Source organism: Nonomuraea soli, assembly GCF_013761175.1.
Taxonomy (GTDB): Bacteria; Actinomycetota; Actinomycetes; order Streptosporangiales; family Streptosporangiaceae; genus Nonomuraea; species Nonomuraea soli.
The window spans coordinates 335,853-361,896 of record NZ_JACDUR010000002.1; the positions used below are offsets into that span (position 1 = coordinate 335,853).

The window sequence follows — 26,044 nt, forward strand, 5'->3', positions numbered from 1 at the left end:
TTGTTGAGGGCAAGGACGGCATCAGGGCAGCTCAGAACGCGAGGCCAACGTGACGATCCGATCGGCGATGTTCGTGATCTGCTGCTTGATGTCGGCTACGGGCGCGGCAAGGTCAAGCGTATGCTCCGCCAGAAGCATCGGTGGCATGTGAATCCGGAACTCCCGCCGTGCTGTCGTCTTTCCGCCGGCGTAGACGATGTGCCCCTGGGCGCAGCTGAGACGGCCGCAATAGGCCAACATCTGATACCGGTAGTGCGCGACCGGCTTCGCGGAGGTGTATTTAGCGTCGATTACCGCGAGCGTGGTGTCACCCTCGAACCATCGCACATCCGGATGGATCTCGATGGCGCCGCCGGTGTCCAGAGGGAACGTCTCCTGGGCCTTCACCTGCCCGCCGTGCTTAGTGAGCAGAGGGCGAAGCGCGTTCTCCAGGAAGTCTTCGAGGACCTTGTCCATGTCGATGATCAGTCCGCTGGCGGCGATAGAACCGACGCCGCACGCGACGTACTCGAAGGAGCCGTCCCGCAGGACGAGATCCGCCAGGCCGAGTGCAGTGCGATAGGGCAAATTGTCCGGTGTCGGACTCCACGTGGCATGGACACTGGGATGAGGTACCGCCAAGCGGATACGGGCGAGGAGATCGTGTAGTCGCCTCTCTGCTTCGGCGTCCTGGCAGGGCACGGTCAGCAGATGTTCCGCCGCGGCCCGCAGCACGGCTGTCTCTCCGGTATCTGAGGTCAGCTGATGGTAGGTGACCTCGGCGGGATACAGATGTCCGCCATGCTTGCGGAGCTGATCCGCCTCCCTGATTCGACCCCTGATGACAGGTGACGTCCGCGATACGGGGCGGTAGGCACTGGGCAGGCCGTGTACGAGAGCCTGATCCACCGCCCTCAGGAAGGTGTAGGAGACGAGCGGAAGCAGCCCGGTGTCTTCGACGGTGGACACATCAGGCTCTCGCCACTTGTCCTCCAGCCTGGCGTAGGCGAACCCCAAGAGGAAGGCGAGGCGGCTGATCGCCAGCTTCGGCTCAATGTGCAGCTCCAGGTCGGGAAAGCGGATGGAGCCGACCTTCCGTTTCGCCCTGAGCTCTGTTGTGCCGCGGCTGGTGCGGGCCTCGGTGATCTCCAGCTTCTTCAGCCGGTCCAAGGTCTGCCGGGAGACGCCGGGGGCGGGCTTCCATCCGCCTCCCTCTCTGAGGGTGACAGGCGTCACGAGGAGCGTGCCTGGCGCAGGGCAGACAGGGTGTACTGCTCCAGAGCAGCCCGGTCCCCGGCATGCAGTTCGTGAAGGGCGGGCATGATCTGCGTGGCCCAGGCACGTTCCAGCCCGCCGTTATGGATGCTCTCGCGCATGAGATATGCGGGGCCGATCTTGAAGTCACGGTGCTGGATGAGGCGATTCAGCTGTTCGAGGCGGATCGCCGCCTCGTCAGGCAGATTCTTCGCGCGTAGCCACTCGGCGAGCAGGTCGCAGACTGGCCGCTCGTCGGGGTGGAGGGTCTTGAAGGCGAAGCGGCGCCGCATGGCTGCGTCGAGTTCTCGAGTCGATCGGTCTGCGGAGTTCATCGTGGCGATGATGACCAGATTGCGAGGCAGGATGAAAGGCTCCTCAGGGGAGTATTGCGTGGCCACGCTCTCGTCGCGGTAGTCGAGCAGAAAATAGAGTTCGCCGAAGACCAGAGGCAGGTTACAGCGGTTCAGCTCGTCGATGAGGAGGACGAACACCTGGTCGGGGTGGCGGCGAGCGGCGGTGACGATTGTACGGAGAGGCCCATCGCGTTTCACGTAGCGCATGCCACCTTCCCCGTCGTCGATCGGCCGGAACCCCTCGAAAAAGTCCTCGTAGGCATAGTTCGCGTGAAACTGGATGAAGGTAACATTTTGCGGCTTGCCGGCAGTGAGGTGCGCAGCCAGTTTGCGGGCCAAGTACGTCTTGCCGGTGCCCGGGGGACCGTCGAAGACGAGCTGCGGGCGCTCTCGTAGCAACTCCACACACTCCTGCAGCCACTCGGCAGGGAAGTACAGCTTCCGCGCGAAATCCTGGTCGATGTCAGGCAGGGTGAACGGCGCGGACGGCTCACGGTCGCCGACGAGCTCCAGCAGGTCAGGTACGGCGTCGGGCAGCTCGATGAGGTCGCCTGGGGGCGTCATCTTGGCGAACAAGGCAGCCGGGATGGAGTCATGGGGGATCGGTTGTCCGGCGAACCACTCAACTCGGCGGCGGAGGGTGGCGAGGGAGTTCGCCGAAGGCTTGAACCAGGGTGGGTCGGCAGTGAGCGTGCCGATGTGGTAGTCGGCATCGGTGTAGGTGACGACGAGGTCACCCGGGCTCATCTGGCTGAGGAAGGAGTAGACCTCGGTGGTCAGCTTGGTTCGTTCGCTGTAGGTGGCCACCTCGCCGTAGTCGTCCTCGACGGCCGCGTGCACCTCGGCCCTGCTGGCTCCCGGCGCCATCTCGCGCAGCAGGTGGGCGTGCAGAGAACAGAATCCATCCGCCAGCCACAGGGTAGCCAGGTTGTTGCCGGCGACATCGGACCTGAGCAGCCAGGCCCGCCGCAGCGTTTCGGGAGGCGCCAGCAACTGGCGCAGGTCTTCCCTGCCGAGCTGGTAGACGCGGTCAAAGTGGCCGTTCTGGTGTCGCAGTCCTTCGGCGGCCAGCTCATCCCACCACGCCTGAAAGCAGGAGGTATCGAGATTGGGAACGCGTCCGCCGCTCCCCAGGACCCGGCGCCATCCCGGCGGACGCTCGGCCTCCAGTAGAGCAGTGAGGTGGCGGGCGCTCACCTCGGCGATCGCGGCGACGTCGCTGTCGGCAGCCCAACGTCCCTCGGGTATGGCACCGGCGAGCTCGAAAGCCCGCCAGTAGGCGTGCTGCCGGTCCACCCAATGGTCGTATGCCTCCGCCAGAGCCGAGCCGAGCTCTTGCGGGGAGGGATGGACGCGCAAGGCAGCTCGCCCGGCTGAGGTGATCTCCCAGCGCTGGTCATCGCGGTAGACCCAGCCCGCCTTCACCAGATGATTGACCTGCACCCTGAGCAGGGCCCCGGCCGTGAGCCCGCCGGGGCCCACCCAGTCGTGCTCCACCTCGGGAGCGCGCTCACGGACGCGGGTCCACGCCTCGGCCGGGCTCAGCGAGCCGACGTCGCGCAACACGGTGAGGAGGGCGACACATGCCTTGGCGGCGAGCTGGTGCATCACGGCCATGACTACTCCGATCGAGGGGTGCCGGAGGTGCGGGGCAGGCTCTGACCATGGCAGATGCGACGGACACTTTTCAAGATCCGGAATTGACGGAGTCTGGGCGTGCCGGGTGGCGAGCTCCCTTACCGGGTGGCGGGTTCATCTGTCCGGTGTACGGCGGGCCACCGGCCATGGAGTCGTAGATGTCCAGAACGCGTTCGGCCGTCCTGGCGAAACGGGCGGGGTCGTTCCTGCGGAAAGCCCCGAAGCTGTCCAGGACGAACTCCACCTCGTCACGCGCCAGGCCGTAAAGGTGGAAATAGGCGGCGTCGAGCTCGCAGCGCAGCTCGAACCGCCGTTCCTCGTTCCAGCGGAACGGCGGCCCGTCATCCCCGAGATCGGCGGCGAAGGGCGCCATGTCCCAGGTGGTGTAGATCAGTTCGAGAACACGAGCGTTTATCCAGTCGCCGAGCGAGATCTCGGGCTGCCACGGCGCGGACGCCTCGTAGGCCTCCGGAGGCAACACAGGTAGCTGGTAGAGGTAGCCATAGGTGAGGTGGGTGCCAGCGATCTTCTGCCGTGTCACGTAGTCGAGCACGAGGGCGGAAAAGTTGGCATACAGGCACGCCGCCGCGTGAGGAGCCAAGGCGAGCGGGAATGTGTGACCGATGCCAGCCTGCGGAATGAGCGCGGCGATCAAGGTGCGTTCGTCGGTTGCGCGGCAGATGTCGCGCCATCCGAGCAGCCAGCCACGATCCCACCGGTCACCGAGTTTCTCCTCCACATCCGTTGCGGGCACCCAGTAGCGGGGCAGCACCACGCATTCCGGGTCGTCCTTGTCGGCCCGCCCGAGTCTGGGCAGGGTGCCCATCTTGGCCTGCTTGTCGCTCTGCCCCAAGTAGGTGCCCCACCGGTGGTCGTAGTGGTGGACCATTTTGGCTTCGTACAGGGGCAACATGTGCTCGCCGAGGCCTCGTACATAGTGATTTCCATCCAGCGCCCATCCCTCTCGCTCGAGATCGGCGGCGCGGTGGAATCGACTGGAGTCGTTGGCCATGTGGAACATCGCTTGGAACGAAAGACGCCATGGGTTTGCGGGGCGGTCGCCCATACGCTCGTTCCTGATGAGAACCGGTACGCGCCGGTAGATGCCAAAAGTGATCCGGGCGTCCTGTGGGGAGCGAAACAGCGGCAGCGTACCGGTGTTCGGGTTGACCAGGAGGATCTCCTCTGGAGGAAGGACGAAGGAGCGGCTGTCAAGGTCGCTCATCCGGCGTGCGCCGAACGCCACCGTCGCTGCCTTGACCGGGATTCCGGAGATGGTGAGCAGGCAGAAGCGGAAGCTGTGGTGCACGTCCCTGCTGAGCAGGAACTCCTCGTTCTCGAACTCCAGGAACGACGACAGCGCGCGGCGCCGTACCAGATCGCCGAAGAACGGCGCGGTGGTGGCGTCGGTGGCGATGCCGGTCGGCAGCACCAGTCCCGCCGCACCGCCGGACGCGAGCAGATCGCGGGCGTTCTCCGCGAAGACCGCGTAGGTGTTGATGTCGCCGGCGCCGGTCTTCGGATAACGGCCGGAAGCACGCAGAAAGTGCGAGACACCGGCTGAGTATCGCAACGCCCTGACAAAGGCGTCGTGAAGCCCGCGGTCGAGGGGATCGGAGCTGCGTGCGAGCGCGTCGATCTTCTCCTTGCGCTCGGCCGCGTTACGAGCGGAGGCGATCTCCGGATCACGAACCGCGAACCACTCCTTCTCCTGCAGTTTCACCCGCTCCCACGGGGGGTTGCCCAGAACACATGAGAACCCCCCGCCACCGTCGGCCGGGAAGATCTCAGGGAACTCCAGGTACCAGTGGAAGAAGCCGTATGAGGAAGTCAGGGCGTCCACCAGCACAGCGGCTTCATGAGGCAGGGACTTGCCCCGTGAGATGTCGCTCAGCGCGGCATGGGTGAGAGCGTCGGGCGCTTCCTTTCCGCGCGGCCAGACGAAAGCCGCGCACCAGGCATCGGCCAGGAGCTTCTGCCTCCGGCGCTCCACATCGTCCTGCTCGAAGGCGCGCAACTCCAGGGTGCTCTGCCGGATCTTGGCCAGCGAGGCTCCGGGCGGTGGCATGATCTGCCGGATCCTGCCCGCCAGGTAGTCGTTGCGCACGCGGAACTCTTCGGTCAGGCCGAGGTCCAGCTCATCCTGGCCGCCATCGAGTGTCTGGCCTCCACGCTGGGTGGCGTTGCGCGCGCGGTGAGGTGCGACGAGGGCACCTTCATCGCCCGGCAGCTCTCTGAACGCCTCATCGGGCAACCCCTTCCTGATCAGGTCAGGAAACGCCCCCAGGAGGGAGTTGCCGGTCTTGATATGCCCGTCGAGGAAGGACAAGGGCAGGCCTGGCTCGGTGGACTCCATCCACAGCGACACCTTCGCCAGTTCGACCGCGAGCGGGTTGGCGTCCACGCCGTAGACACATCGGCCGACAATCCGCTGCATGGACCTGCGGACATACTCCGGTGCCGGTTCGGGCTCGTCGGTGTACATCGCCGCGTGACGCTTGGCGATGCGCCTGGCGGCGGCGACCAGGAAGTGCCCGGAACCGCAGGCCGGATCGCAGACCGTGACATCCAGGAAGACGTCGGGATCGTTGCCGCTTGTGTCGACCCTGTCCAGGATCGGATCCAAGGCCGACTCCAGCAGCGACTCGATGAGCGCGACCGGAGTATAGAAAGAACCGGTGGTCTTTCGCTCATTGCCGGGCAGCCCGGCCAAGACGAACGCCCCGGTGTCCGGATCCACGTCCGGGCGCAGCTCCAAAAGTGACTCGTAGACGCTGCCCAGTTCCTCCGCCCCGAGGTTGCGGTAGTCGACGCTGATGTCTCTGCCGTGCTCCTCGGTCATCGAGAGGCTGCGCACTGCGGCGAGCAGGTCGCTGTTGGGCAGGTTGCAACAACGTACGAAGTCGGGGCCGAGCGGACCGTCGTCCGCTGTGAGGAACAGCCCGCCGAGGCCGGGCAGAGCCAGGCGCGGCTCACCGCCGTCCGCGCCGAGAGCGTCAAGCACTCTCACTACGGCTGGCCATAGGTCGTCGTATCGGTCGCCCGGCCGAATGCGGGCGAGCTTGCGCAGCCGTGCGGAGGAGAAGTACCGCTCGTAGCGATCACGGCATCGCGCCTCCGCTCCGGGGACGAGCAGTGTGCCCCGATCCTCCGCCACGAAGATGAAAATGAGCTGGTAGACGAGGCGAAGAAGCTCCTGGCGGTAGTCCTCCAGCGACAACCCGCCGGTCGCCAGGGCATGGTCCACGTCGGGATTGGCGGCACGGAAGGCAGTGCCCAGCCGTTCCATGGCTTCCTTGACTCCGGCGGCCAGCTTGCGATGGAAGCGGATGCCGCTCTCGATCGCGTGCTCGCGCCAGCGTTCGAGATGGCAGTCGGCGGGAGTGGACGGCGCCCCGTCGGAGCGGGGCAGAGCCTCAAGCCGGGATTGGTGTACGAAGACGAAGAACGGGAGGAATTCGCTGAAGTCATCGCTGCCGAAGATCGACTCGAGGTCGAACTCGATGAACGCGGCGCCGGTGAGGGCGGTGGAGTCGCGCAGCAGGCGCAGGCGCCGCCCGTTGGACAGGATGCCCCACAGCAGGTCCGGTGAGCTGTTGAGCAGTTGCTGCATCACTGGCTGTGGAGCGCGGCGGCCGGGAATGACTCTCCGGTCGAGGTCGACATGCCAGCCGACGAGGTGGATGGGGATGTTGCGCCACTGATGGCTGATCGGCGGCCTACCTGGCGCGGGCCTGCCGTACTCCAGTTCGACCAGCAGGGGGATGAGCCAGCGCTCCCGGGTCAGGCGGGTGCCGTCGTCGGAGCTCGGGAGCGTGTCGAGTTCGACGTGGAAGGCGGAGTAGGCGGCGCGCAGCCGCCGCCAGGTGCGGGCGGCCGCGTCACGCACACGGTCGGATCCCGCCAGGTGATAGTCGGCGGCGCGGGTGCCCGGCACGCCGGGATCAGGCTCGGCCAAGCCTACGCGGGCGAGCAGGTCGTTGGTGAACAGGCCGCCAGTGATCGTGGTGTGCGACAGCCTCACCGGGCTCCTCCGGGCAGGTAGACGTACAGGCCGAGCACGTCGGCGGGCGCCTGGAAACGCACCGAAAGTCCCCTTATATAGGCGCTGGCCAACTTTCGCACCCTGCGATGCGCCGCCTCGAGTTCGTCCGCGAAGTCCGCGCCGAGCCGGTCAAGCTGGGGCTTGAGTTCGTCGAGTCCTGCCATGGCCCGCTCCATCTGCTGCCTGACGATGCCCTCCAGGAGGTTGTCATCGGGCTTGGCGTTGAGCAAGGCGGCGGCCTCCTCCTCGGCGATCCGCTCACCGCCGCGAAAGCCGACGACGCGAGCGTCCTCCGCGACGCGCGTCTCGCCTCCCGGCAGCGTCACGTGGAACCGATAACGGGCCAGTGCCACGATGGTGCGGCTGGACACAGCCGACGTGACGATGACACCTGTCCTGCGGGCAGGCCGATCCCTGGCATCAAGCCGCGTGTCGAGCGCGGACTCCAGCACGTGCCGGGCGAGACCGGCGACGGCGGGGTCGGTGCGCACCAAGGCTCGCTGGCCGGGTCCGGCGGGTGGATGTGCGACGAAGCGTAGCGGCTGCACCGGCCCGGACGCGGACAACCCAAGCGCGAGCCGTACGCCCGGAGCGACCCCCAGCACATCGGCCGTGAACCCGCCGGTCTCCGGCTGATCGGCCACGTGCGCGCCGAGAGCGGTGAGTACTGAGCGGACGAACCAGGCTATGTCGGTGCTGTCGCCCAATGCGGAACGCACGGCGGTCACCTCCGCGGCCACCTCCGTCAGGTCGATAGGCCGGTGGGCGTACAGCGTGCGCTGCTTGGACTCATGATCTGCACTGTCTCGCCAGAGCTGGTGGACATATGCGGACTCCTCCCATTCCTGGTGCAGTCGCTCGATGTCGGCGGACACGGTGAAATCCAGATCCAGGGTCGGCTGGTCGATCTCGTCCTGACCGAGAAGCAGACCTCTCAAAGCGGTGTCCATAACCTCGTCGGAGCGCTCGGGGACGGGAACCGCCACCCCCGTGGTCTCCCAGATCTTCCTGCTCTTACGGAGCAGCACCTTCAGGACGATGCTGTCGATGCCGTTGTCCTTGCCGTACAAAGTGACCGTGCGGACCTCGTTCCTCGACTGTCCGAACCTGTCGACCCGGCCTTCGCGCTGCTCGTGGCGGGTCGGGTTCCAGGCCAGGTCATAGTGAATCACTGCCTGAAAGGCGTCCTGCAGGTTGACGCCCTCGGAAAGGCAATCGGTCGCCACCAGAACCCTGCGCCCGGAAGCGGCACCAAGACGGTCGACCCTGCCCTTGCGTTCGTCGAGGGGCAGCGCCCCAGTGACGAAGTCGACTCTCGCCTTGTCCTTGAACAGCGACGTGAGCTGGTCGTGAAGGTACTCGGCGGTGGCGATGTAGCGGCAGAAGACGATGGTGTCGTAGGCGGCCGTCATCAAGCCGCGAAGGTGCGTGACAAGGACGTCGAGTTTCTTGTCGTGACGGGGACCATGAAGCTTGTCGAAGCGGACGGCGAACTCCTCTCTGCGGGCACGCTGGTCCGCGGTGAGTTGCTCATCGTCCACGACAGCAGGAATCGCGTCGTCACTCCCGATGTCTTCGGTGTCGTCCGCGTCGAAGACGGTGGGGCGTCCAAGGGCATCGGCCTCCTGCACCGTCCGTGCCAGCTCGCCGGTGGCGCCGATATTGCGCAGGGTGCGGGCTGCGGCGGCGGGAGACGAGGCTACGGCACGCAGCAGACCCAGAGCCGTCCACCAGCGCGTGCGCGTGACGACCTCCCCACCTGAGGTGCGCACCGTTTCCCTGGCGTAGTCAAGGACCTGCTTGGCCACCTTGGCATACTCGCTCTGGAGGGGATAGGCCACCTCTTGGGTGAGCCGCTTGCGCGGAAAGCTGGTCTGCTCGTCCAGGAAACCCCGGATGTCATGACGGCGACGCTGGATGAAGTGTCTCGCCAGCTTGACGCGCTCTGCCTCCACGCTGAAGTCGGTGGCGGCGAGTTCGGGCTTGAGCAGGCCGAGAAGCTGGCGGAACGCCTCGTCTTTGCCGCTGTGAGGGGTCGCGGTCACCAACAGCAGGTGGCGTTCGGCGACCGCCGCAACCTGCTGGAGCAAGTCGTAGCGTTGCTGGCGCTGCCTCCCCGCTCCCACGCAAGCGTGCGCTTCGTCGACGATGACGATCTCCGGGCACTTCTCCAGAAAGTAGGCGCGCCGGTTGCTGGATTTGATGTAGTCGATCGACACGACGGTGACCGGGTAGTGGTCAAAGAAATCGACGCCTGCGGGTTTGGCGCGCTCCAGCTTGGCCACCGTGGAGGGAAGCACGGCCACCGCCGGCATCGCGAACTTCTCCTGAAGTTCGTCGGCCCACTGTTGCGTGAGCGAAGGCGCACACAGCACGGCCAGACGCCTGGCGCTTCCCTGCTCGATCAGCTCCTTGGCGATCAACGCCGACTCGATCGTCTTGCCCACACCCACATCGTCGGCGATCAACAGGCGCACAGGGTCCTGTCGCAGAGCGAGAAGCAGGGGAACCAACTGGTAGGCGCGCGGCTCCACGGCGATGGCGCCCAAACTGCGGAAGGGACCCGAGCTGCCGCGGAACCCGACGCGCAGCGCGGTGCGCAGCAGCGCGGCACTCTCGTAGTCTCCCAGATCGTCCTCGGCCACCGGATCGGGAAAGACGGCGGTCCGCACCTCGTCCGGGAAGAGCCCCACGGTGAACTGGGGGTCTCCGTTCAGCGGGCGGGCTATCACGAAATCCGGATCGCTCCCCGGAAGTACCACCCATTCGCGCGCACGGGCTTTGACCAGCGAGCCTGGCGCCCACTGCCGGCTCATCGGACATCCCTTCCCGAACCGAACACGTCCGGATGCCTTCTGGCGACCACGTTCCACTCCTCGTCGTATCTGAAGCGCACCACCAGCCACGCCTCGTCCATCAGCCGGTGCTCGGCAGCCCGATCTCTCTCCGCAACCGCTCGGTGGTCGTGGGCAGGACCGTCTACGAAGACGGCCACCCGGCCCCCAGGCAAGCGGTAGATGAAGTCCGGTCGAGCCTTCGCGCCGGGGATCAGGTGCTGAGCGGCATCCGGCAAACGGTAGTCGTGTTTCTCGAGGAACGTGAGGAACTCCTGTTCCAATCCACTCTCACAGGCGGCACGCAACATATGCAGGTGAGCCGATGGATCCGGCACGTCCGCTCCGGCGGCTCTCACGCGGGAGCCGGCCAGCGCCGCCAGCTGATCGATGATGGCCAGCCGGTCGATAAGCAGATGGAACGGCTGGTTGGTGTAGGAGAGCAGACAGTCGTAGCAACCGCGTTCGCAGCGCTCCACGGCGCCCGGCGCTCTGTCAAGATCCTCCCGGGTGTCGGGATCCACATGGATGATCTCGAGTGCCTGGCGTGCGACGTCGGCGAGTAGACCTGGTTCCGCTTGTAGGCGGCGTAGCGCTCCAGCACCTCCCTCGGCGCTCTCCACGAACAACATGCGGCCCCTGCTCTCCGGATCGGGCAGGTCCTGACTCGTGAGTTCGGAGTCCTCCAACTGGAAGAGCGCTTCCATGCCGCGCTCCAGCGCGTAGCGCAGGGTGACCGCCTGTTCCTGGCGAACGGGCCCGGCCAGCCGCACAATCAGGATGTTTCGACGATCTTCGACGAAGGGGATGATCCGTTCGGGGCGACGCGCGTCGGCGACGGTGAGGGACTGATTGGGAAGCGCCACCTCACGCTGACGCACGCGGGTGTCGCTAAGCCACGAGCCGGTGGCGGCATCGAGCCAGAACCCCAAGGGCGCGTCCTTGCCCCGGTTGCGGCGGCCGAGGTTGATGATGCGGATCGTGGCGGTGTCGCCGTAGATCAGATCGCCCAACGGCGAGCCGTCGGTTCCCATGATCTGACCGGCCAGCTTGCCGGACCTCTTGCCGTGACTGCTGAAGCGGTAGGTTGTGAGCAGCTCGAAGCCGCCGCGGCGCCGGTCCTCCTCGTCGGCGGAGATACGCGCACGCGGCTGGGTGAACACCGTCTGCATGGGCATCAGGAGCGGCAGCGTTGAGCCGAGAGCCGTACGGCAGTTCTGGCAGTGGCTGAGGTGGGAGGCACGTTCGTGCCAATAGCCACAGGCGGAGCAGAGCCGGGCCTCCTCGGTCGCGATCGCCCCGGACTCATCGGCCGGCACCTGGACACGGGTGACCTCGAAACGCTGGCCCTCGTGGTAAATGAGCGCATGCGGACCGAACTCACTCACGGCGACAAATCGAGGACGCTGGATGTACTCTCCGCGCCGGTTGCGCTCGGGCGGGATGAACGCGGCCAGCGGCAACCGCGGGAAGGAGTAACCGGGGAGGAAGCCCTCGGAGGCGAAGTAGCGGTAGGTGTAGAAGTCGCTGTAGATCTGCTCGCCTTCCTCATTAAGGAGCAGGCGAAGCTGGTTTTCCGCCTGGGCGCGACGGGCCTGGGCACGACGCTGCTCGTCGCGGCGGACGGAGGCGTCCAGCACGCGCCGATGCTGTTCCTCGCGATCCGCTCTGGCGTTGCGGTAGAGCGTGCGCCAGCGATCGCAGGCGTCGTCGAAGGAGCGTGAGGCGCGCCGGAGGACCTGTTGCGGCCAATCGTCATGCCACCAGGCGCTCTCCTCGACCTCGGGGATGTGGGCGAGGATCGCCTGAGCGCGTGCCAAAGCGCGTTGCCCAGCCGACTCGTCGGAGAGCTGCCCGGCAAGTTGATCGTGCATCGAAAGCCGTTCAAGATCGCCGAGATCGATGACCTCGGCCATGCTGCTCCCCAGACGTGCGCCCGTTTCGGCCAGCCAGATCGCGTGGAGATGAGAACGGAGCAGATCCTCGTTGGCCAGGTCCAGCCGCGGCGTGATCACCCGGCCCGAGACCATCCGTTCGGGACGGCGGAAGTAGTACTGGTCGTGAGACATACCGGTCGAGCAGTAAGTCGTCACCAGGGCCGGTTGACCGCTCCGCCCAGCACGACCGGACCGCTGGGCATAGTTCGCCGGCGTGGGCGGGACATTGCGCATGCCGACGGCGTTGAGAGTGGAGATGTCCACACCCAGTTCCATGGTGGGAGAGCAATACAGCAAAGGGAGCTGTCCGTCTCGGAAGGCACGTTCCCGTTCCTCGCGGTCCTCGGTGGCGACCTGCGCCGTATGCTCGGCGGCGAAGATCCCGGTGTAATCGCGAGCATGATCGCGATAGAGATCACGGAAGTAGGCGTTCACTCTCGCGCCGGTCCTGACCGTCTTGCGCAGCGGATCGAGCACGGCGCTGCCACCATCGCCCGCTCTCCAGATCAGAGCCGATGCCTTCAAGCGATAGCCCCTAGGCGCCCCTGGCCGATACCGTGGGGCCTCGGAGAGCAGGCCCACATCGGTCAGTGTGATGAGAAGCCAGCTGATCATCATGTCGGCGTCGGCGGCGCGGATGGGGTGCGGCCAATGGGGGAACTCCCCGCTCCGACACAGGAACCGGCCGAAGGCCGAGCGGCCGGTGAGGAAAAGACCCGCCGCGCGCCGCCCCGGAGGAGCCGGCATGGCGTACGCTGTGCCGACGGCCGGTTCCTGGGAGTTCCTCGGAAGCGACCACGGCCCGCTCAATAGCTGGTCAGAGTCGTGCTGGAGGCGCTCGAAGCCTTCCTTGGTGAGGACCTCCACGTCGAGAGCGAGCGCGCGGCGGATCTCGTCGAGGAGGATCCGGCAGACGCGTTCCCGATGCTCGGCCGTGTCGGAGCGGAGGGCAGGGTGTGCGCCCTCCCAGAACTCGGCCCGGGCGGCGACCTCGGCCAGGTCGCTGTAGTCGAACCTGATCAGGCCGGTCTGCTCGAGGTTGGGCATGCTCAGCCGCCAGCCACGGGCGAGATCCAGGTAAAGGCGGTACTCCAGGGCCCGCCTGAAAGCCTTGTCGATCGCCATACGCATGCTGGTCAATGGGTTCGCGACAGCGGAGTAGGATCCGGGATCGGCGGACAACGCACCTGCGACGGCTTGCGGGAGGGTCTCGTGGGTGAGTCCTTCCGGCTGCTCGCGCACGGCGCCGCACAGGGCACCGCGCAGCTGGGTGACAAGGACGAAGTCGTTCACATGTCCGGACTGGAGGCTGGCGTCCTGCCGGTTGTCGACGAACGTGAGCAACTTGCGGGCCTCCGGCGGAGCCGCTCGGCGCAGATTGCGGTAGACGCTGGTGCCAATGATGGTCGCCGCGGAGCTACGTCCCTCGTATGCCCATGTCGCCACACGGCCGAAGTCCTTGCCGCGCAGCTGTTCGTAGGAAACCTGGCAGTCGGGATGCAAGCAGAACCGAAACTTGCCCGGAATAAAGGTGGCATCCACGCCTCCCTCACCGGCCAGCGAACCGTCGGGGGCGACGTGTACCCCGCGGGGTAGTTTGTCGGCGCGGCTGGGCTTGATCTTAGGCGATTCGTCCGCGACGTAATCCAGCCAGGTGTCCGGGATGCGGTCGGCGCTCAGAGGGTCCTGTGGCCAAGGACGGTCGGGGTTGAGGTAAAGGTAACCGACGCCGCGGTCCTCATCGTCCTGCTCACTCAGATGCCCGGGCAGGAAGAGCCGCTGCCGCTCGTCGAGAGTGACGGCGTAGTACTCCTGGCCGCACTCGCGGCAGAAGGCCAGCGGAAAGAGCCCTGCCTCCCGCCGGTACGGCACGCTCACTTGGTAATGGCTGGTGAGATAACGATTCGCCGGAGCTTCCAGGCTGGCGTAGATCGTGTCGCCCTTGGACAGGAACTGGTGAAGCCGGAAGGCGAACAGGGGGCGTCCCGTGCCGGGCTCTCTCGTCGCGGCACCGACGCGCAGCATCTCCTCGATGGCCGCGCGGCACTGCCCCTCCGCTAGGCCGGTGCGGGTGACCAACTCGGCGGCCTTGTCGCTGATGCGGGTCGGCTTTCCGCGAACCAGACGTCCGGTGCCCGGCTCCCTGCCGAGCCCGAACGCGGATTCGACCCAGCCGGCAAACGGGTGCCTGGCCAGTTCGTGATAGCCGAGCCCTCGCCAGGAGTCGTCCAGGATGGCGTGCTTGAGCTCTTTGTCAGAAGGGGCGGCGTCCCCTGTTGCCCTGATGAGAGTTTCGCCGATGACACCGCCGGGGGCGACCTTCACACCGAAGATCTTGGTGGCGGTTCGTGCCACCTCTTCCTGCTGCTCGGCGAATACATCACTGGTGGCCATGGTCGCCGACGTGCCGACGCAACGCATGTCCGGCGCCGACAAGGCGTCCCTCACCCGCCTGACCAGCAGCGCCACGTCGGCGCCCTGACGGCCCCGGTAGGTGTGCAGCTCATCCAGGACCAGGAATCGCAGCCCGCTCGCTGCCTCCTCAAGCACCCGCCGCTCGCGCGGGCGGGTCAGCATGTACTCGAGCATCACATAGTTGGTCAACAGGAGGTCGGGACGATCCCGCAGGATCTCCTCCCGCTGCTCCGGACCTTCCTGGCTGGTGTACCTCGCGAAGCTCACGGGACGTGCGTCTTCAGGAAATCCTTGGTTGAGATACTTGTCGAGCTCCTCCCACTGGCTGTTGGCCAGGGCGTTCATGGGATAGACGACGATCGCCTTGATCCGGCCGGGCTCGGGGAACCGCAGGATCGAGTCGACGATAGGCACGATGTAGGACATGCTTTTGCCTGACCCCGTGCCGGTGGTCAGGACATAGGACCGGCTTTCGCGCGCCAGTTCCACTGCGTCACGCTGGTGCTTGTAGAGCTCGAGCGAGTTGCCGGTGACCTTGTCGCGGAAGATGTCGCGGGTGCGGGGATGGAGCAACCCCATCGTGGCCAGATCGTCGACGGAGCCGCCGGACGCGAAGCGGGGATTGAGGGAGATCCACGGCTCGGGCCAGCGCGCCTTTCCCAGATGTTGCTCACGGACATGGGCGGCGATCTCGTTATCACGCACCTGAACCAGCGACGCGGTGTAGGCCTCATAGTCGCCGATCAGTCGTTCGTGAACGTCGAAGATATCCATGGCGCCGGGACTCCGCTCTCGTCAGTGTGCAACCCAGCAGATTACCGGCTTGTCGCGTCGGAGATACGCGGACCGCACCCTGACACTTGCTCATCGGATCATGGCCGGTCCCTTTCGAACGGGAGTTGGAGCGGGCAGGCCTCGCGCCGGGCCGATTCGATCCGCCACGCTCATGACCAAGCTGGTTATGCTGGTGACGGCACAAGGGAGGTGAACATGTCCGCGATCTTCGAGTGGGCCAGGCCAGAGAACCTCCAGCCTGAGCCCATCACGGTGGAGATCTGGCGTGAGCTCTCCGAGGAGTTCTGCCGGCAGGTCGAGGTGGTCAACGGGCAGGCTGTTAGATGCGACTCCCCGACCAGGCAGCACCAGACTGCCGTACGACGCGTCGCGAACCTGCTCGAGTCGGCGGCCGAGAGGCACATGGACCATCACCATGACAACTGCCTCGACGTCAACTCAGACTTCGATGTCACGCTCTGGGAGGTACCGTCGGCGACAATCCGGAGGCCGGATGTCGCCCTTCATCGATGCGCGCCCGCCGACCTGCGTCCGCTGCCCGCCTCTTTCCTGACGCTGGTCGTCGAGGTCGTCTCACCCGGAAGTTCCACCACTGACAAGGTGGAGAAGATGGGCGAGTACGCGCTCGCCGGGATTCCGTGGTACTGGCTCGTGTGGGTGACGGGGAACCAGGTCACCTCGATAGACGTGTACGTTCTCGATCACACCGTCAACGCCTACCGCCTGCACCGCACCTTCTATCCGGAGGATGAAGTCAGCCTGATCGACGTGCCGATTAGGCTGCGCGTCGACTGGGCACGACTGGCGGAGCTTGTCCGCTGACTCATCCCTCGTACGATGGGCCAATGCGATCGCTGCAGGACTACGTCGAGGGAGTGAAGGCGGGGTCGCGCACGTGGATCGCGCGGGCCATCACGCTGGTCGAGTCCAGCCGTGACGACCACCAGGAGCTGGCCCAGCGCATGCTGGCGGAGCTGACCCCGATGGCGGGCAACGCGCGCCGGGTCGGCATCAGCGGCGTGCCGGGCGTGGGCAAGTCGACCTTCATCGACGCCCTGGGCAGCATGCTCACCGCCGACGGTCACCGTGTCGCGGTGCTGGCGGTCGACCCGAGCTCCACCAGGACCGGCGGCAGCATCCTGGGCGACAAGACCCGGATGGCCAGGCTCTCGGCCGACGACAACGCCTTCATCAGGCCCTCGCCGACCAAGGGCACGCTGGGCGGCGTCACCAAGGCCACCCGCGAGGCGATGGTGGTGGTGGAGGCGGCCGGGTTCGACGTGGTGCTGGTGGAGACCGTCGGCGTCGGCCAGTCGGAGACGGCGGTGGCCGACATGGCCGACACCTTCCTCGTGCTCAGCCTGGCCCGCACCGGCGACCAGCTGCAGGGCATCAAGAAGGGCGTGCTGGAGCTGGCCGACCTGATCGCGATCAACAAGGCCGACGGCGAGTACGAGTTGGCGGCCAGGAAGGCGGCGCGCGAGCTGTCGGGCGCGCTGCGGCTGCTGCGGAGCCAGACGCAGGTGCTGACCTGCAGCGGGATGACCGGCGCCGGCCTGGTGGAGTTGTGGCGGCACGTGATCGCCCACCAGGAGGGGCTCGACCTGACGGCCAAGCGGCGCGCGCAGCAGATGCAGTGGGTCTGGACCCTGGTGGAGAACCGGCTGCTGGCCAGGGCGCGGCGGGCGCCCGGCGTGGAGGAGATCGAGCGCGAGGTGCTCGAAGGGCGGCTGACCCCGGCGGTGGCGGCCGACCGGCTCCTGGCCGGGCTCGACGAAGGCCTGAGCGACCGGCGGGGGTGACGCAGGGCGTCGCCGACGTCACGATGGCGGTATGAATCCAGACTTACCCGACCACCATCCACCACCGTCCGTGACGGCCGCGCTGGCCGACTACCGGGCCCTGTACGAACGGCACGGCGTCTGCTGGGGCGAGCCCTGGCAGGAGTACATGGGCGAGGTCGCCACCAGCGCCTACCTGATGCGCCCCTTCGGCTACTGGGGCCACGCCCGCGAGGACCGCGACCTGGCCAGGACGGTCCGCGACGCCCTCGGCGGCGCCGTGCTCGACAACCTCCCGGTGCTGCGGGTGACCCCCGAGGGCTCCAGGCTGGAGGCCGGAACCCTCACCGTGCTCGGCGACGATCCGGTCGCGACCACGCTGCTGATCGACTCCAGCGTGGCCGAGCCGGTGACGGTCGAGGTCGACGGCGTGCCGTACCGGGTGGAGCCGGGCGGCGCGCGGCTGGTCGCGACCACCACCGGCATGCTGCTGCCCGGCATCGACACCACGGGCCTGACCCGCCGCGCCGCACACGCCGCGCTCACGCTGCGCGCGGGGCTGCCGTGCCGCTGGGGCGTCGTCTCGGAGGGCGGGCAGGGCTGGTGGCCGGACGGGGCGCCGCCCAAGCTCGACGCGCTCCGCAGGCCGTACTTCCACGGCGACGACATCACGCTCGACGTCCCCGCCGAGACGCTGACGGTCAGCGTGGGCAGGGGCATGGAGTACACCGTCGACGAGGTGACGGTCACGCTGGAGCCGGGGGAGCACCGCGTGGTGGAGCTGACCCCGGAGCGGCTCTACGACGCCGCGGCGCACGGCTGGTACGGCGGCGACCTGCACGTGCACCTCAACTGGATGGGCGACACGCCCGCCTCGCCCGAGCTGGCCGCCGCCGCGCAGCACGGGGAGGACCTGCACGTGCTCAACCTGGTCGCGGGCAACGTCACGAGCGGCCGCGTCTACGACCTGGAGGCGTTCGAGCACTGGGCGGGCCGCGACCTGCCCTGGTCGGACGGCAGGCACCTGGCCCGCATGGGCGTGGAGTACCGCAACGACCTCCTGGGCCACTGCCTCGGCTTCGCCCCGGACAGGCCGCCGGGGCGCTGGCACAGCGGGTTCGTCGACGCCGACCACCCGCCGAACGCCGTCGCGCTCGAGGAGCTGCGCGAGGCGGGCGCGGTGACCGGTTACGGCCATCCCTTCCACACGACCGGTGACGAGTTCGGCGACGGGCGCAACTGCGCATCACGGGAGATCGTCGCGGATGCCGCACTGGGGCTGGTCGACTGCCTCGACGTGCTCAACCACTCCTCGTACGAGGCGACGGCGGCGGTCTACCGCCACCTGATCGGGGCGGGCAACCGGCTGGCGGTCAGCGCGGGCACCGACGTGGTGCTGTCGCAGTCGCGGCGCGGCACCTCCTCCAGCCCGCCGGGCTGGGCGCGCGTCTACGCCCGCGTCGACGGCCCGCTCACGGCGGGTTCGTACGGCGAGGCGATCGCCTCGGGACGCACCTTCGCGACCACCGGGCCCTGGCTGGAGCTGAGCGTCAACGGCTGCGGTCCCGGCGAGACCCTCGGGCTCGGTCCGGGGGAGCGGGTGAGGGTCGAGGTCAGGTCGATCGGTCCCGAGGTGGACCAGCTGGAGATCCGTACGGCGAGCGAGGTCGTGACCGGCCCGCCGGGGCTCCTGCGCGCCACCCTGACGATCACGGAGCCGACGTACGTGGTGGCGGTGGCCGTCGGCGGCCATCACCCGCGCTCGCTGCACTGGGCGGGGGTCTACGCCCACTCCAGCCCGGTCTACCTGGACGTGGCGGGCGAGCACGTGGCCAGGGCCGAGGACCTGGCCTGGTGCCTGGCCTGGCTGGACCGGCTGGAGGGGCTGGTGCGCGCCGAGGGCAGGTTCGAGCACAAGGAGCAGCTGGACGCGCACCTGGCGCTGTACGAGCGGGCCAGGGAGGTCTACCGGGGTCGAAGTATCTAAACGACCGGTCGGTCGTATATATTGGCTCCATGACGACGGACGGGCGGCGGCTGCGCGGGCAGCGCAGCCGCGAGCAGATCCTGGAGCGAGCGGTGGAGCTGTCCTCGGTCGACGGCCTCGTGGGGTTGTCGCTGGGGAAGCTCGCCGCGGCCGCCGGAGTCAGCAAGTCCGGATTTTTCGCCCACTGGCGTGACAAGTCCGAACTTCAGCTCGACGCCGTGGCCTGGGCCAAACGCCAGTGGGTGGAGCTCATCGTGCGCCCCGCCCTGACGCGGCCGCGCGGCGTGCCCCGCCTGCTGGCGCTGCACGAGGCGCGGCTGCGCTTCTACGCCGACGGGGTGCTGCCGGGCGGCTGCTTCTTCATGGTCGCCGAGGCGGAGTTCGACGACCTGTCGGGCCCGGTGCGCGACGCGGTCGCCGTGGCCAAACGGGAATGGCACGACCTGCTGCGCGACGTCGCCCAGCAGGCGGTGGAGCTGGGCCAGCTTCCCGCCGGCACCGACTGCGACCGGCTCGCCTTCGAGATCAACGCGATCGGCGGGGCCGTCATCACCTATTCACGATTGCTGGATGCCGACACCACCTATGAGCACGCTCGCCGTGCCGTACAGGAGAGATTGTCATGACCGAGTTCCGACCCGTCCAGGTGCATTTCGACGATCTGGACGCCATGGGTGTGCTGCACAACTCGCGTTACGCGTTGCTGGTGGAGCGGGCGGTGGCGGCGTTCTGGGCCGAGCAGGGCTGGGCCTTCGACCCGGCGGTGTCGAAGTTCAAGGACGTGTTCATGGCGGTGCGGGAATTCAAGATCGTCTACCATGCGCCGATCGTCGGAGCGGGCGAGGTGGTCGTCGAGTTCTGGATGGACCGCATGGGCAACACCAGCGGCGTTTACGGCTTCCGCGTCCTGTCGGCCGACCGCGGCGTGGTTCACGCCGAAGGGCACCGCGTGAACGTCAACCTCGACCCCGCCACCTTCCGCCCGACCGCGTTCAGCCAGGAGATCCGGCAGGCCGCCAGCGTGCTGCTGGCAAGCTGAACCCATGGACCCCGAGATTCTGCTACGCCTGACCGTTCCCCACGACGACATCAACGGGGTGCTGGCCTCCGTCCCGCGCGGCGACGCCCGGCGCGAGCTGGAGCGCCATGTGACCGCCTTCACCGGCGCCATGGGCCGCCCCGGGCAGCGGTTCGACATCCCGGAGGAGGCGGTCGAGGAGTACGGCCCGTACTTCTACGTGCACGTCTACCTGGAGACGCTGCCGCACGCGCGCGCCTACCACCGCGAGCGCGGCGTGCCTGACGAGGTCTCCTGGGCGACGCTGCGGGATCTCGGGCGTCACATGGCCGTCCATCGCAGGCGCCACGACGCGCCCGGGCTGAACGCGCCGTGGTGGCCGCAACTGCACTTCCGCGGCATGCTCTACCAGCTCGGGCGACTGCAGTTCGAGCGGGCCGAGCTGGGCGAGACCATCGCGGCGGGCATCACCGGCCTGCCGCACCGGGCGGGCGACCCGGTGCTGAGCGTGCACATCCCCGACTTCCTGGGACCGATGTCGCCGCAGGCGTGCGACGACAGCTTCGCCCGCGCCAAGGCCTTCTTCGCCGAGCACTTCCCGCACGAGGAGCACAGCCTGGCCGTGTGCTTCTCGTGGCTGCTCGACCGGCAGCTCGGCGCCTACCTGCCCGGCTCCAACATCGCCGCCTTCCAGGAACGTTTCCGCGAGGCCTACAGCGTGCCGGGCAACGGGCTGATCCCCTTCGTCTACGGCCGCGACCTGCCGCCCGACGAGCTTCCCCGGCGCACCGCGCTGGAGAAGGTGGTCGCCGACCACCTCGCCGGCGGCGGCTCCTGGCACCTGACGGCGGGATACGCGCCGCTGTGATCGGGCAGGATCGGGAGCATGCGGCTGCGATCCCACCTGCACAGACTCGACAAGAAACTCTTCGCCGCGGTGGCCGAGGCGAACCTGCCAGGACTCGAACGGGTGCTGCCGAGAGTGTCACGGGCGGCCGACAACGCGCTGCTCTGGGCGGGCATCTCCGGCGCGCTCGCGCTGAGCGGCCGACGCCGGCTGCGCCGCGCCGCCACGCGCGGCCTGCTCGCCGTCAGCCTGGCCAGCCCGCTGGTGAACCTCGTCGGCAAACAGATCTTCAACCGGCGCAGGCCCGCCTCGGCCGGGCTGCCGATCGGCCGGGCCCTGACCATGCCGCGCTCGGCCTCCTTCCCCTCGGGGCACTCGGCCTCGGCCGCGGCGTTCGCCACCGCCGTCGCCATGGAGGCGCCGGCCAGGATCGCCGTGCCCGTCGGGCTGCTGGCCGCCGCCGTCGCCTTCTCGCGGGTCTACACCGGAGTTCACTACCCGGGTGACGTGCTGGCGGGCGTCGGCGTGGGAATGGCGGCCGGGCTGCTGACCCGCCGCATCTGGCCGGAGGCGGGGGAGGCGGGCCGCGCCCGCGCCGCCGCCACCGCACCCGCCGACGCCTGCTCGCCGGACGGCGAGGGGCTGGTCGTGCTCGCCGAGGCGGGCGCGGAGGGACAGCTCGACGCGCTGCTGCACGACCTGCCCGGCGCGCGGGCCGCCGCCCTCGACGAGACCCGGCCGGTACGGCAGGCCGCGGATCCCCAGGCCGGGCCCTATGTCGTGCCCGGGGCGGTACGGCAGGCGAAGGTCCTCGGGGTCGCCGGCGGAGACCGGGCGATGGCGGCCGGGGCGTCGCTCGCCCTGGAGGCGGGGGTGCCGTTGCTGCCGATCCCGTCCGGTGCGCCCGGGGAGTTCTCCCAGGCGCTCGGCCTGGAGGAAGGCGACGACGCGGTGACCGCCTACCGCAGCGGCACCGTGGTCGCGGTCGACGTCGGCCAGGCGAGCATCGGGACGCAGGGCGAGCGGCGGGTGTTCCTCAACCACGTCGGAGCCGGCCTGCACCCCGAGCTCGCCCGCAGGACCCAGGCCAGACGGCACGCCATCGGCAAGTGGCCGGCCATGGTCTGGTCGCTGGCCGGGCTGCTCGGCTCCGGCGCCGAACCGGCCGACCTCGTCGTCGACGGCGTGCCGTACCGGACCTGGATGGTGTTCGCCGGCAACTGCCGCCACGACGGGCGCGGACCCGTGCCGGTGCGGCGCCAGCGGCTGGAGGACGGCCTGCTCGACATCCGCCTGCTGACCGCGGCCGCCCGCCTGCCGCGCCTGCGCGCGATCACGAGCCTGATCGGCGGGCGCCTGGGCCTGTCGCGGCACTACCGCCACTGGCACGCCGACACACTGACGATCGAGGGCGCCAGGAGCGCGGCGTTCGACGGCCACCAGGTCAGGACGCGTGGCCCGCTGGTGCTCAGCAAACGGCCACGCGCCCTGCACGTGCTCAGATGATCAGCTGGACTCGGCGTAGAAGGAGTCGAGCGTCTGGCCGTGGTGGTCCTCGACGACCTTCCGCTTCACCTTCAGCGACGCGGTCAGCTCGCCGGTCTCCACGGTGAAGTCGGCCGGCAGGATCGCGAACTTCTTGATCGTGGAGTAGCTCGGCAGCTCGGCGTTGACCTCGTCGATCGCCTTCTGCACCTCGGCGCGCATGCGCTCGTGCTCGCGCAGTTGCTCGGGGTCCTCCGGCAGCCCCTCGGCCTGCGCCCACGGCTTGACCACGTCGGCGTCGAGGGTCACCAGCGCGGTGCAGTAGTTGCGCTTGTCGCCGTGGACGAACACGTGCGACAGGTAGGGGCAGGCGGCCTTGATCTTGCCCTCGATGTGGGTGGGCGCGACGTATTTGCCACCGGAGGTCTTGATGAGCTCCTTCTTGCGGTCGGTGATCTTGAGGCGGCCCTGTTCGTCGAGCTCGCCGATGTCGCCGGTGCGCAGCCAGCCGTCGTCCGTCAGCGCGTCGGCGGTCTCGGCGGGCAGGTTGTGGTAGCCGCGCATGATGCCGCGCCCGCCGATGAGCACCTCGCCGTCCTCGGCGATGCGCACCTCCACGCCCGGCAGGGGCGGGCCGACGGTGCCGAAGGCGTTGATCGCCGGGCGGTTGAGGAAGCTGCCCGCCGACGACTCGGTCAGGCCGTACCCCTCGAGGATGGGCAGGCCCGCCCCGTCGAAGAACTCCGCCATCTCGGTCGACAGCGGCGCCGCCCCCGAGATGAAGAAGCGGATGCGGCCGCCGAAACGAGCCTGGAGCTTGCTGAAGACGAGCCTGTTCGCCAGGCCGTACTCGATCTTCGTGGTGGCCGGGATCGACTGGCCGCGCTGGCGGGCGCGGGCGACGCGGATGCCGGTCCGCTTGGCCCAGTTGAAGATCTTGGCCTTCGCGCCGCCCTCGCGCGCGGTGTTGGCGGCGACCGTGTTGTGCACCTTCTCGAAGATGCGCGGCGCGGCGGCCATGAAGGTCGGCTTGAGCTCGCCCAGGTTCTCGACGATCTTGTCGAGGCGGCCGTCGACGGCGGTCGGCACCCCGCAGTCGATCATCACGACCTGGAGCAGCTTGCCGAACGAGTGCGACAGCGGCAACCACAGGAAGTGCAGGTCGTCGGGACCCAGCAGGTCGAGCTCGCGCACGCTGGAGCCGGTGAACAGCCAGTTGTCGTGCGTCAGCTCCACGCCCTTGGGGCGGCCGGTGGTGCCCGAGGTGTAGATCAGCGTCGCCAGGTCCTCGGGCGTGATGGCGTCGACCATCGCGTCGAAGTCGCCCTCGCCGGAGACGTCGGAGAGCTTGAGCACCCAGCCGTCGTCGCTGGCGGCGCCGTCGATGACCAGGACGTGCTTGACGTCGGCCAGCTCCTTCTGGACGCTGCGCAGCTTGGCCACCTGGTCGTCGTTCTCGGCGATCACCAGGACGCTGCCGGAGTCGTTGATGACGTAGGCGCACTCGTCGGCCGTGTTCGACGGGTAGATCGTGGTGGTCGCCGCGCCCGTGGACAGCACCGCCAGGTCCGCCAGGATCCAGTCGACGCGGGTCGAGCACAGGATCGCGACCCTGTTGTCCTTGCCGGCGCCCAGGTCCTTCAGGCCCAGCGCCAGCGGGCGCACCCGTTCGCCCACCTCGCTCCAGGACAGCGACGTCCAGCCTGACTCGGCTGGGTATCGATACGCCTCGGCGTCCGGGGTCGACCTGACCCGGTCACGCAACAGGGCGGGGATGCTGGACATGCGCTGACCTCCCTATGAGTTGTGCTGACAATAGGCCGCGCCGAGGGGGCACGTCGATGGTCGTAACCGGGCTGTTGTAGGCTGGTGGTGTCTTATCGCCAAGCCTGGAGGGCTCCATTGAGGATCTGAGGTCGCGGGCACCGCGCCATCAACGGCGCGTCCTTGTCGTACCTCGAATGTCCTCAGGCGCGCCTGCGGTGTTCCCGCCAAGTCACACGATCGTTTTCTCACGTGATTTGGGAGCGCCCTCTTGTCTTATTCCATCGTCGTGGACGACGTCACGTTCGCCTGGGCCGACGGCACCCCCGTTCTCCAGGCTCTGAACGCTGCCTTCCCCGCCGGACGCACCGGCCTCATCGGCCTCAACGGCGCGGGCAAGTCCACCCTTCTGAAGATCATCGCCGGACAGCTGCGTCCCGTCTCCGGATCGGTCTCGGTCGCCGGCGAGGTCGGATACCTGCCGCAGCACGTCCCCGTCGCCGGCACCGTCGCCGACCTGCTCGGGATCACCCCGATCAGGCGCGCGCTGCACGCCATCGAGCAGGGGTCGGTCGACGAGGCCGACTACGCGGCCGTCGGCGACGACTGGGACGTCGAGGAACGCGCGCAGGCCGAGCTCGCCATGCTCGGCCTCGGCCACCTCGGCCTGGACCGTCCCGCCACCACCCTGTCCGGCGGCGAGGCCGTCCTGGTGGCGCTGGGCGCGCAGATCCTGCGCCGCCCCGACGTGCTGCTGCTCGACGAGCCGACCAACAACCTCGACCTCGACGCCAGGCGGCGGCTCTACGCCGTCGTGGAGGCCTGGCGCGGGGTGATGGTCGTCGTCAGCCACGACCGGGTGCTGCTCGAACTGGTCGACCAGATCGCCGATTTGCGCGGCGGGTCGATCCGCCTGTTCGGAGGGCCGCTGAGCGCCTACACCGAGGCGCTCGAGGCCGAGCAGGAGACCGCCGAACGGCTCGTGCGCACCGCCGGGGCCGACGTACGGCGCCAGCAGCGCGAGCTGATCGAGGCCCGCACCAAGCTCGCGCGGCGCAGCCGTACGGGCGAGAAGCAGGCCACCGGGATGCCGAAGATCGTCGCGGGAGCGCGCAAACGTTCCGCCCAGGTGACCGCGGGCAAGACCCTCGGCCTGCACCAGGACAAGCTGGAGGAGGCCAGGGGACGGCTGGAGGAGGCCGAGCAGGCGGTGCGGGAGGACGCGGAGATCCGCGTCGACCTGCCGGAGACGGCGGTACCCGCCGGCCGCACGGTCCTGACCCTGCGGGTGGCGGCCGAGGGCGACCTGGACCACGGCGCCGATGCCGACGCGGAGTCCGAGGAGACCACCAGGCTCCACCTCGACGAGCTCGTCATCCGCGGCCCTGAACGCATCGCGCTGACCGGCCCCAACGGCTCCGGCAAGACGACGCTGCTCAAGCGCATCGTCGAGCACGGCGCCCAGGTCCCCATGAGCTACCTGCCCCAGCGCCTGGACCTGCTCGACCCCGAGCTCAGCGTGCTCGACAACCTGCGCGCCATGGCGCCCGCGGCCCCGATCAACGAGCTGCGGGCCAGGCTCGCCCGCTTCCTGTTCAGGGGCGAACGGGCCCTGCGCCCGGCGGGCACGCTGTCCGGCGGAGAGAGGTTCCGCGCGTCCCTGGCCGCGCTGCTGTCGGCCGACCCGGCGCCCCAGCTCCTCCTCCTGGACGAGCCCACCAACAACCTGGACATGGCCAGCGTGCGCCAGCTGTCCCAGGCTCTGGCGGGCTACCGCGGCGCGCTCATCGTGGTGAGCCACGACGAGCCGTTCCTGGAGAGCCTGGGCATCACCCGCACCCTGGTGCAAGATCGAGAGAAAGGGCTTTCCGTAACGTGATTGACGGGCGGGGATCAATCGGGCGATAGT

General features: G+C 68.2%; 14 protein-coding genes. 8 read left to right on the forward strand and 6 right to left on the reverse strand.

Going from position 1 to position 26,044, the window contains the following annotated elements; all coding sequences use genetic code 11:
• Positions 1-21: 21 nt before the first annotated feature.
• The 5 genes from HNR30_RS08775 to HNR30_RS08795 all read right to left on the reverse strand — a co-directional run bounded on the left by HNR30_RS08775 (position 22) and on the right by HNR30_RS08795 (position 15,232).
• Complete coding sequence (locus HNR30_RS08775) at positions 22-1,215, reverse strand: McrC family protein (protein WP_181609251.1); 1,194 nt, start codon at positions 1,213-1,215, stop codon at positions 22-24.
• Positions 1,212-3,206 (reverse strand): McrB family protein, encoded by a 1,995-nt coding sequence (locus tag HNR30_RS08780; RefSeq protein ID WP_181609252.1) that lies wholly within the window; start codon positions 3,204-3,206, stop codon positions 1,212-1,214. Before HNR30_RS08780 ends, HNR30_RS08775 begins: the two co-directional genes overlap by 4 nt.
• A gap of 70 nt (positions 3,207-3,276) precedes the next feature.
• Positions 3,277-7,251, reverse strand: coding sequence for an Eco57I restriction-modification methylase domain-containing protein (locus HNR30_RS08785; protein WP_181609253.1), 3,975 nt, complete (start codon positions 7,249-7,251; stop codon positions 3,277-3,279).
• Positions 7,248-10,088, reverse strand: coding sequence for a DUF8741 domain-containing protein (locus HNR30_RS08790; protein ID WP_181609254.1), 2,841 nt, complete (start codon positions 10,086-10,088; stop codon positions 7,248-7,250). The genes HNR30_RS08785 and HNR30_RS08790 overlap by 4 nt, the downstream gene beginning before the upstream one ends.
• Positions 10,085-15,232: a DEAD/DEAH box helicase gene (locus HNR30_RS08795; protein ID WP_181609255.1), complete on the reverse strand. Its 5,148-nt coding sequence runs from the start codon at positions 15,230-15,232 to the stop codon at positions 10,085-10,087. Before HNR30_RS08795 ends, HNR30_RS08790 begins: the two co-directional genes overlap by 4 nt.
• Positions 15,233-15,448: 216 nt before the next feature.
• Here HNR30_RS08795 and HNR30_RS08800 point away from each other — a divergent pair, with 216 nt between their 5' ends.
• The 7 genes from HNR30_RS08800 to HNR30_RS08830 are packed head-to-tail and all read left to right on the forward strand — an operon-like array spanning position 15,449 to position 22,392.
• Positions 15,449-16,075 (forward strand): Uma2 family endonuclease, encoded by a 627-nt coding sequence (locus HNR30_RS08800; protein ID WP_181609256.1) that lies wholly within the window; start codon positions 15,449-15,451, stop codon positions 16,073-16,075.
• A gap of 23 nt (positions 16,076-16,098) precedes the next feature.
• Positions 16,099-17,055 (forward strand): methylmalonyl Co-A mutase-associated GTPase MeaB, encoded by a 957-nt coding sequence (gene meaB / locus HNR30_RS08805; RefSeq protein ID WP_181609257.1) that lies wholly within the window; start codon positions 16,099-16,101, stop codon positions 17,053-17,055.
• A gap of 31 nt (positions 17,056-17,086) precedes the next feature.
• Positions 17,087-19,021, forward strand: coding sequence for a CehA/McbA family metallohydrolase (locus HNR30_RS08810; protein ID WP_181609258.1), 1,935 nt, complete (start codon positions 17,087-17,089; stop codon positions 19,019-19,021).
• A 29-nt stretch (positions 19,022-19,050) separates the two neighbouring features.
• Positions 19,051-19,647 carry a TetR/AcrR family transcriptional regulator gene (locus HNR30_RS08815; RefSeq protein ID WP_181609259.1) on the forward strand — a complete coding sequence of 199 codons (597 nt, stop codon included), beginning with the start codon at positions 19,051-19,053 and terminating at the stop codon, positions 19,645-19,647.
• Positions 19,644-20,060 carry an acyl-CoA thioesterase gene (locus tag HNR30_RS08820; RefSeq protein ID WP_181609260.1) on the forward strand — a complete coding sequence of 139 codons (417 nt, stop codon included), beginning with the start codon at positions 19,644-19,646 and terminating at the stop codon, positions 20,058-20,060. The genes HNR30_RS08815 and HNR30_RS08820 overlap by 4 nt, the downstream gene beginning before the upstream one ends.
• Before the next feature lie 4 nt (positions 20,061-20,064).
• Positions 20,065-20,907, forward strand: a complete 843-nt coding sequence (locus HNR30_RS08825) for an acyltransferase domain-containing protein (protein WP_181609261.1) — start codon at positions 20,065-20,067, stop codon at positions 20,905-20,907.
• Between the two features lie 18 nt (positions 20,908-20,925).
• Complete coding sequence (locus tag HNR30_RS08830; protein ID WP_181609262.1) at positions 20,926-22,392, forward strand: bifunctional phosphatase PAP2/diacylglycerol kinase family protein; 1,467 nt, start codon at positions 20,926-20,928, stop codon at positions 22,390-22,392.
• Here HNR30_RS08830 and HNR30_RS08835 read toward each other — a convergent pair whose 3' ends face one another.
• The gene (locus HNR30_RS08835) at positions 22,393-24,156 is read right to left on the reverse strand and encodes an AMP-dependent synthetase/ligase (RefSeq protein ID WP_181609263.1); all 1,764 of its coding nucleotides are present in this window, start codon (positions 24,154-24,156) and stop codon (positions 22,393-22,395) included.
• A gap of 250 nt (positions 24,157-24,406) precedes the next feature.
• Between HNR30_RS08835 and HNR30_RS08840 the strand changes: the two genes are divergently transcribed.
• Positions 24,407-26,014 carry an ABC-F family ATP-binding cassette domain-containing protein gene (locus HNR30_RS08840; RefSeq protein WP_181609264.1) on the forward strand — a complete coding sequence of 536 codons (1,608 nt, stop codon included), beginning with the start codon at positions 24,407-24,409 and terminating at the stop codon, positions 26,012-26,014.
• Positions 26,015-26,044: the final 30 nt, after the last annotated feature.

Bases quoted from the DNA above. Each gene is read 5' to 3' on its own strand.
- meaB (WP_181609257.1), top strand. From the start codon at position 16,099: ATGCGATCGCTGCAGGACTACGTCGAGGGAGTGAAGGCGGGGTCGCGC.
- HNR30_RS08800 (WP_181609256.1), top strand. From the start codon at position 15,449: ATGTCCGCGATCTTCGAGTGGGCCAGGCCAGAGAACCTCCAGCCTGAG.
- HNR30_RS08830 (WP_181609262.1), top strand. From the start codon at position 20,926: ATGCGGCTGCGATCCCACCTGCACAGACTCGACAAGAAACTCTTCGCC.
- HNR30_RS08835 (WP_181609263.1), bottom strand. From the start codon at position 24,156: ATGTCCAGCATCCCCGCCCTGTTGCGTGACCGGGTCAGGTCGACCCCG.
- HNR30_RS08780 (WP_181609252.1), bottom strand. From the start codon at position 3,206: ATGGCCGTGATGCACCAGCTCGCCGCCAAGGCATGTGTCGCCCTCCTC.
- HNR30_RS08815 (WP_181609259.1), top strand. From the start codon at position 19,051: ATGACGACGGACGGGCGGCGGCTGCGCGGGCAGCGCAGCCGCGAGCAG.
- HNR30_RS08795 (WP_181609255.1), bottom strand. From the start codon at position 15,232: ATGGATATCTTCGACGTTCACGAACGACTGATCGGCGACTATGAGGCC.
- HNR30_RS08810 (WP_181609258.1), top strand. From the start codon at position 17,087: ATGAATCCAGACTTACCCGACCACCATCCACCACCGTCCGTGACGGCC.
- HNR30_RS08820 (WP_181609260.1), top strand. From the start codon at position 19,644: ATGACCGAGTTCCGACCCGTCCAGGTGCATTTCGACGATCTGGACGCC.
- HNR30_RS08825 (WP_181609261.1), top strand. From the start codon at position 20,065: ATGGACCCCGAGATTCTGCTACGCCTGACCGTTCCCCACGACGACATC.
- HNR30_RS08790 (WP_181609254.1), bottom strand. From the start codon at position 10,088: ATGAGCCGGCAGTGGGCGCCAGGCTCGCTGGTCAAAGCCCGTGCGCGC.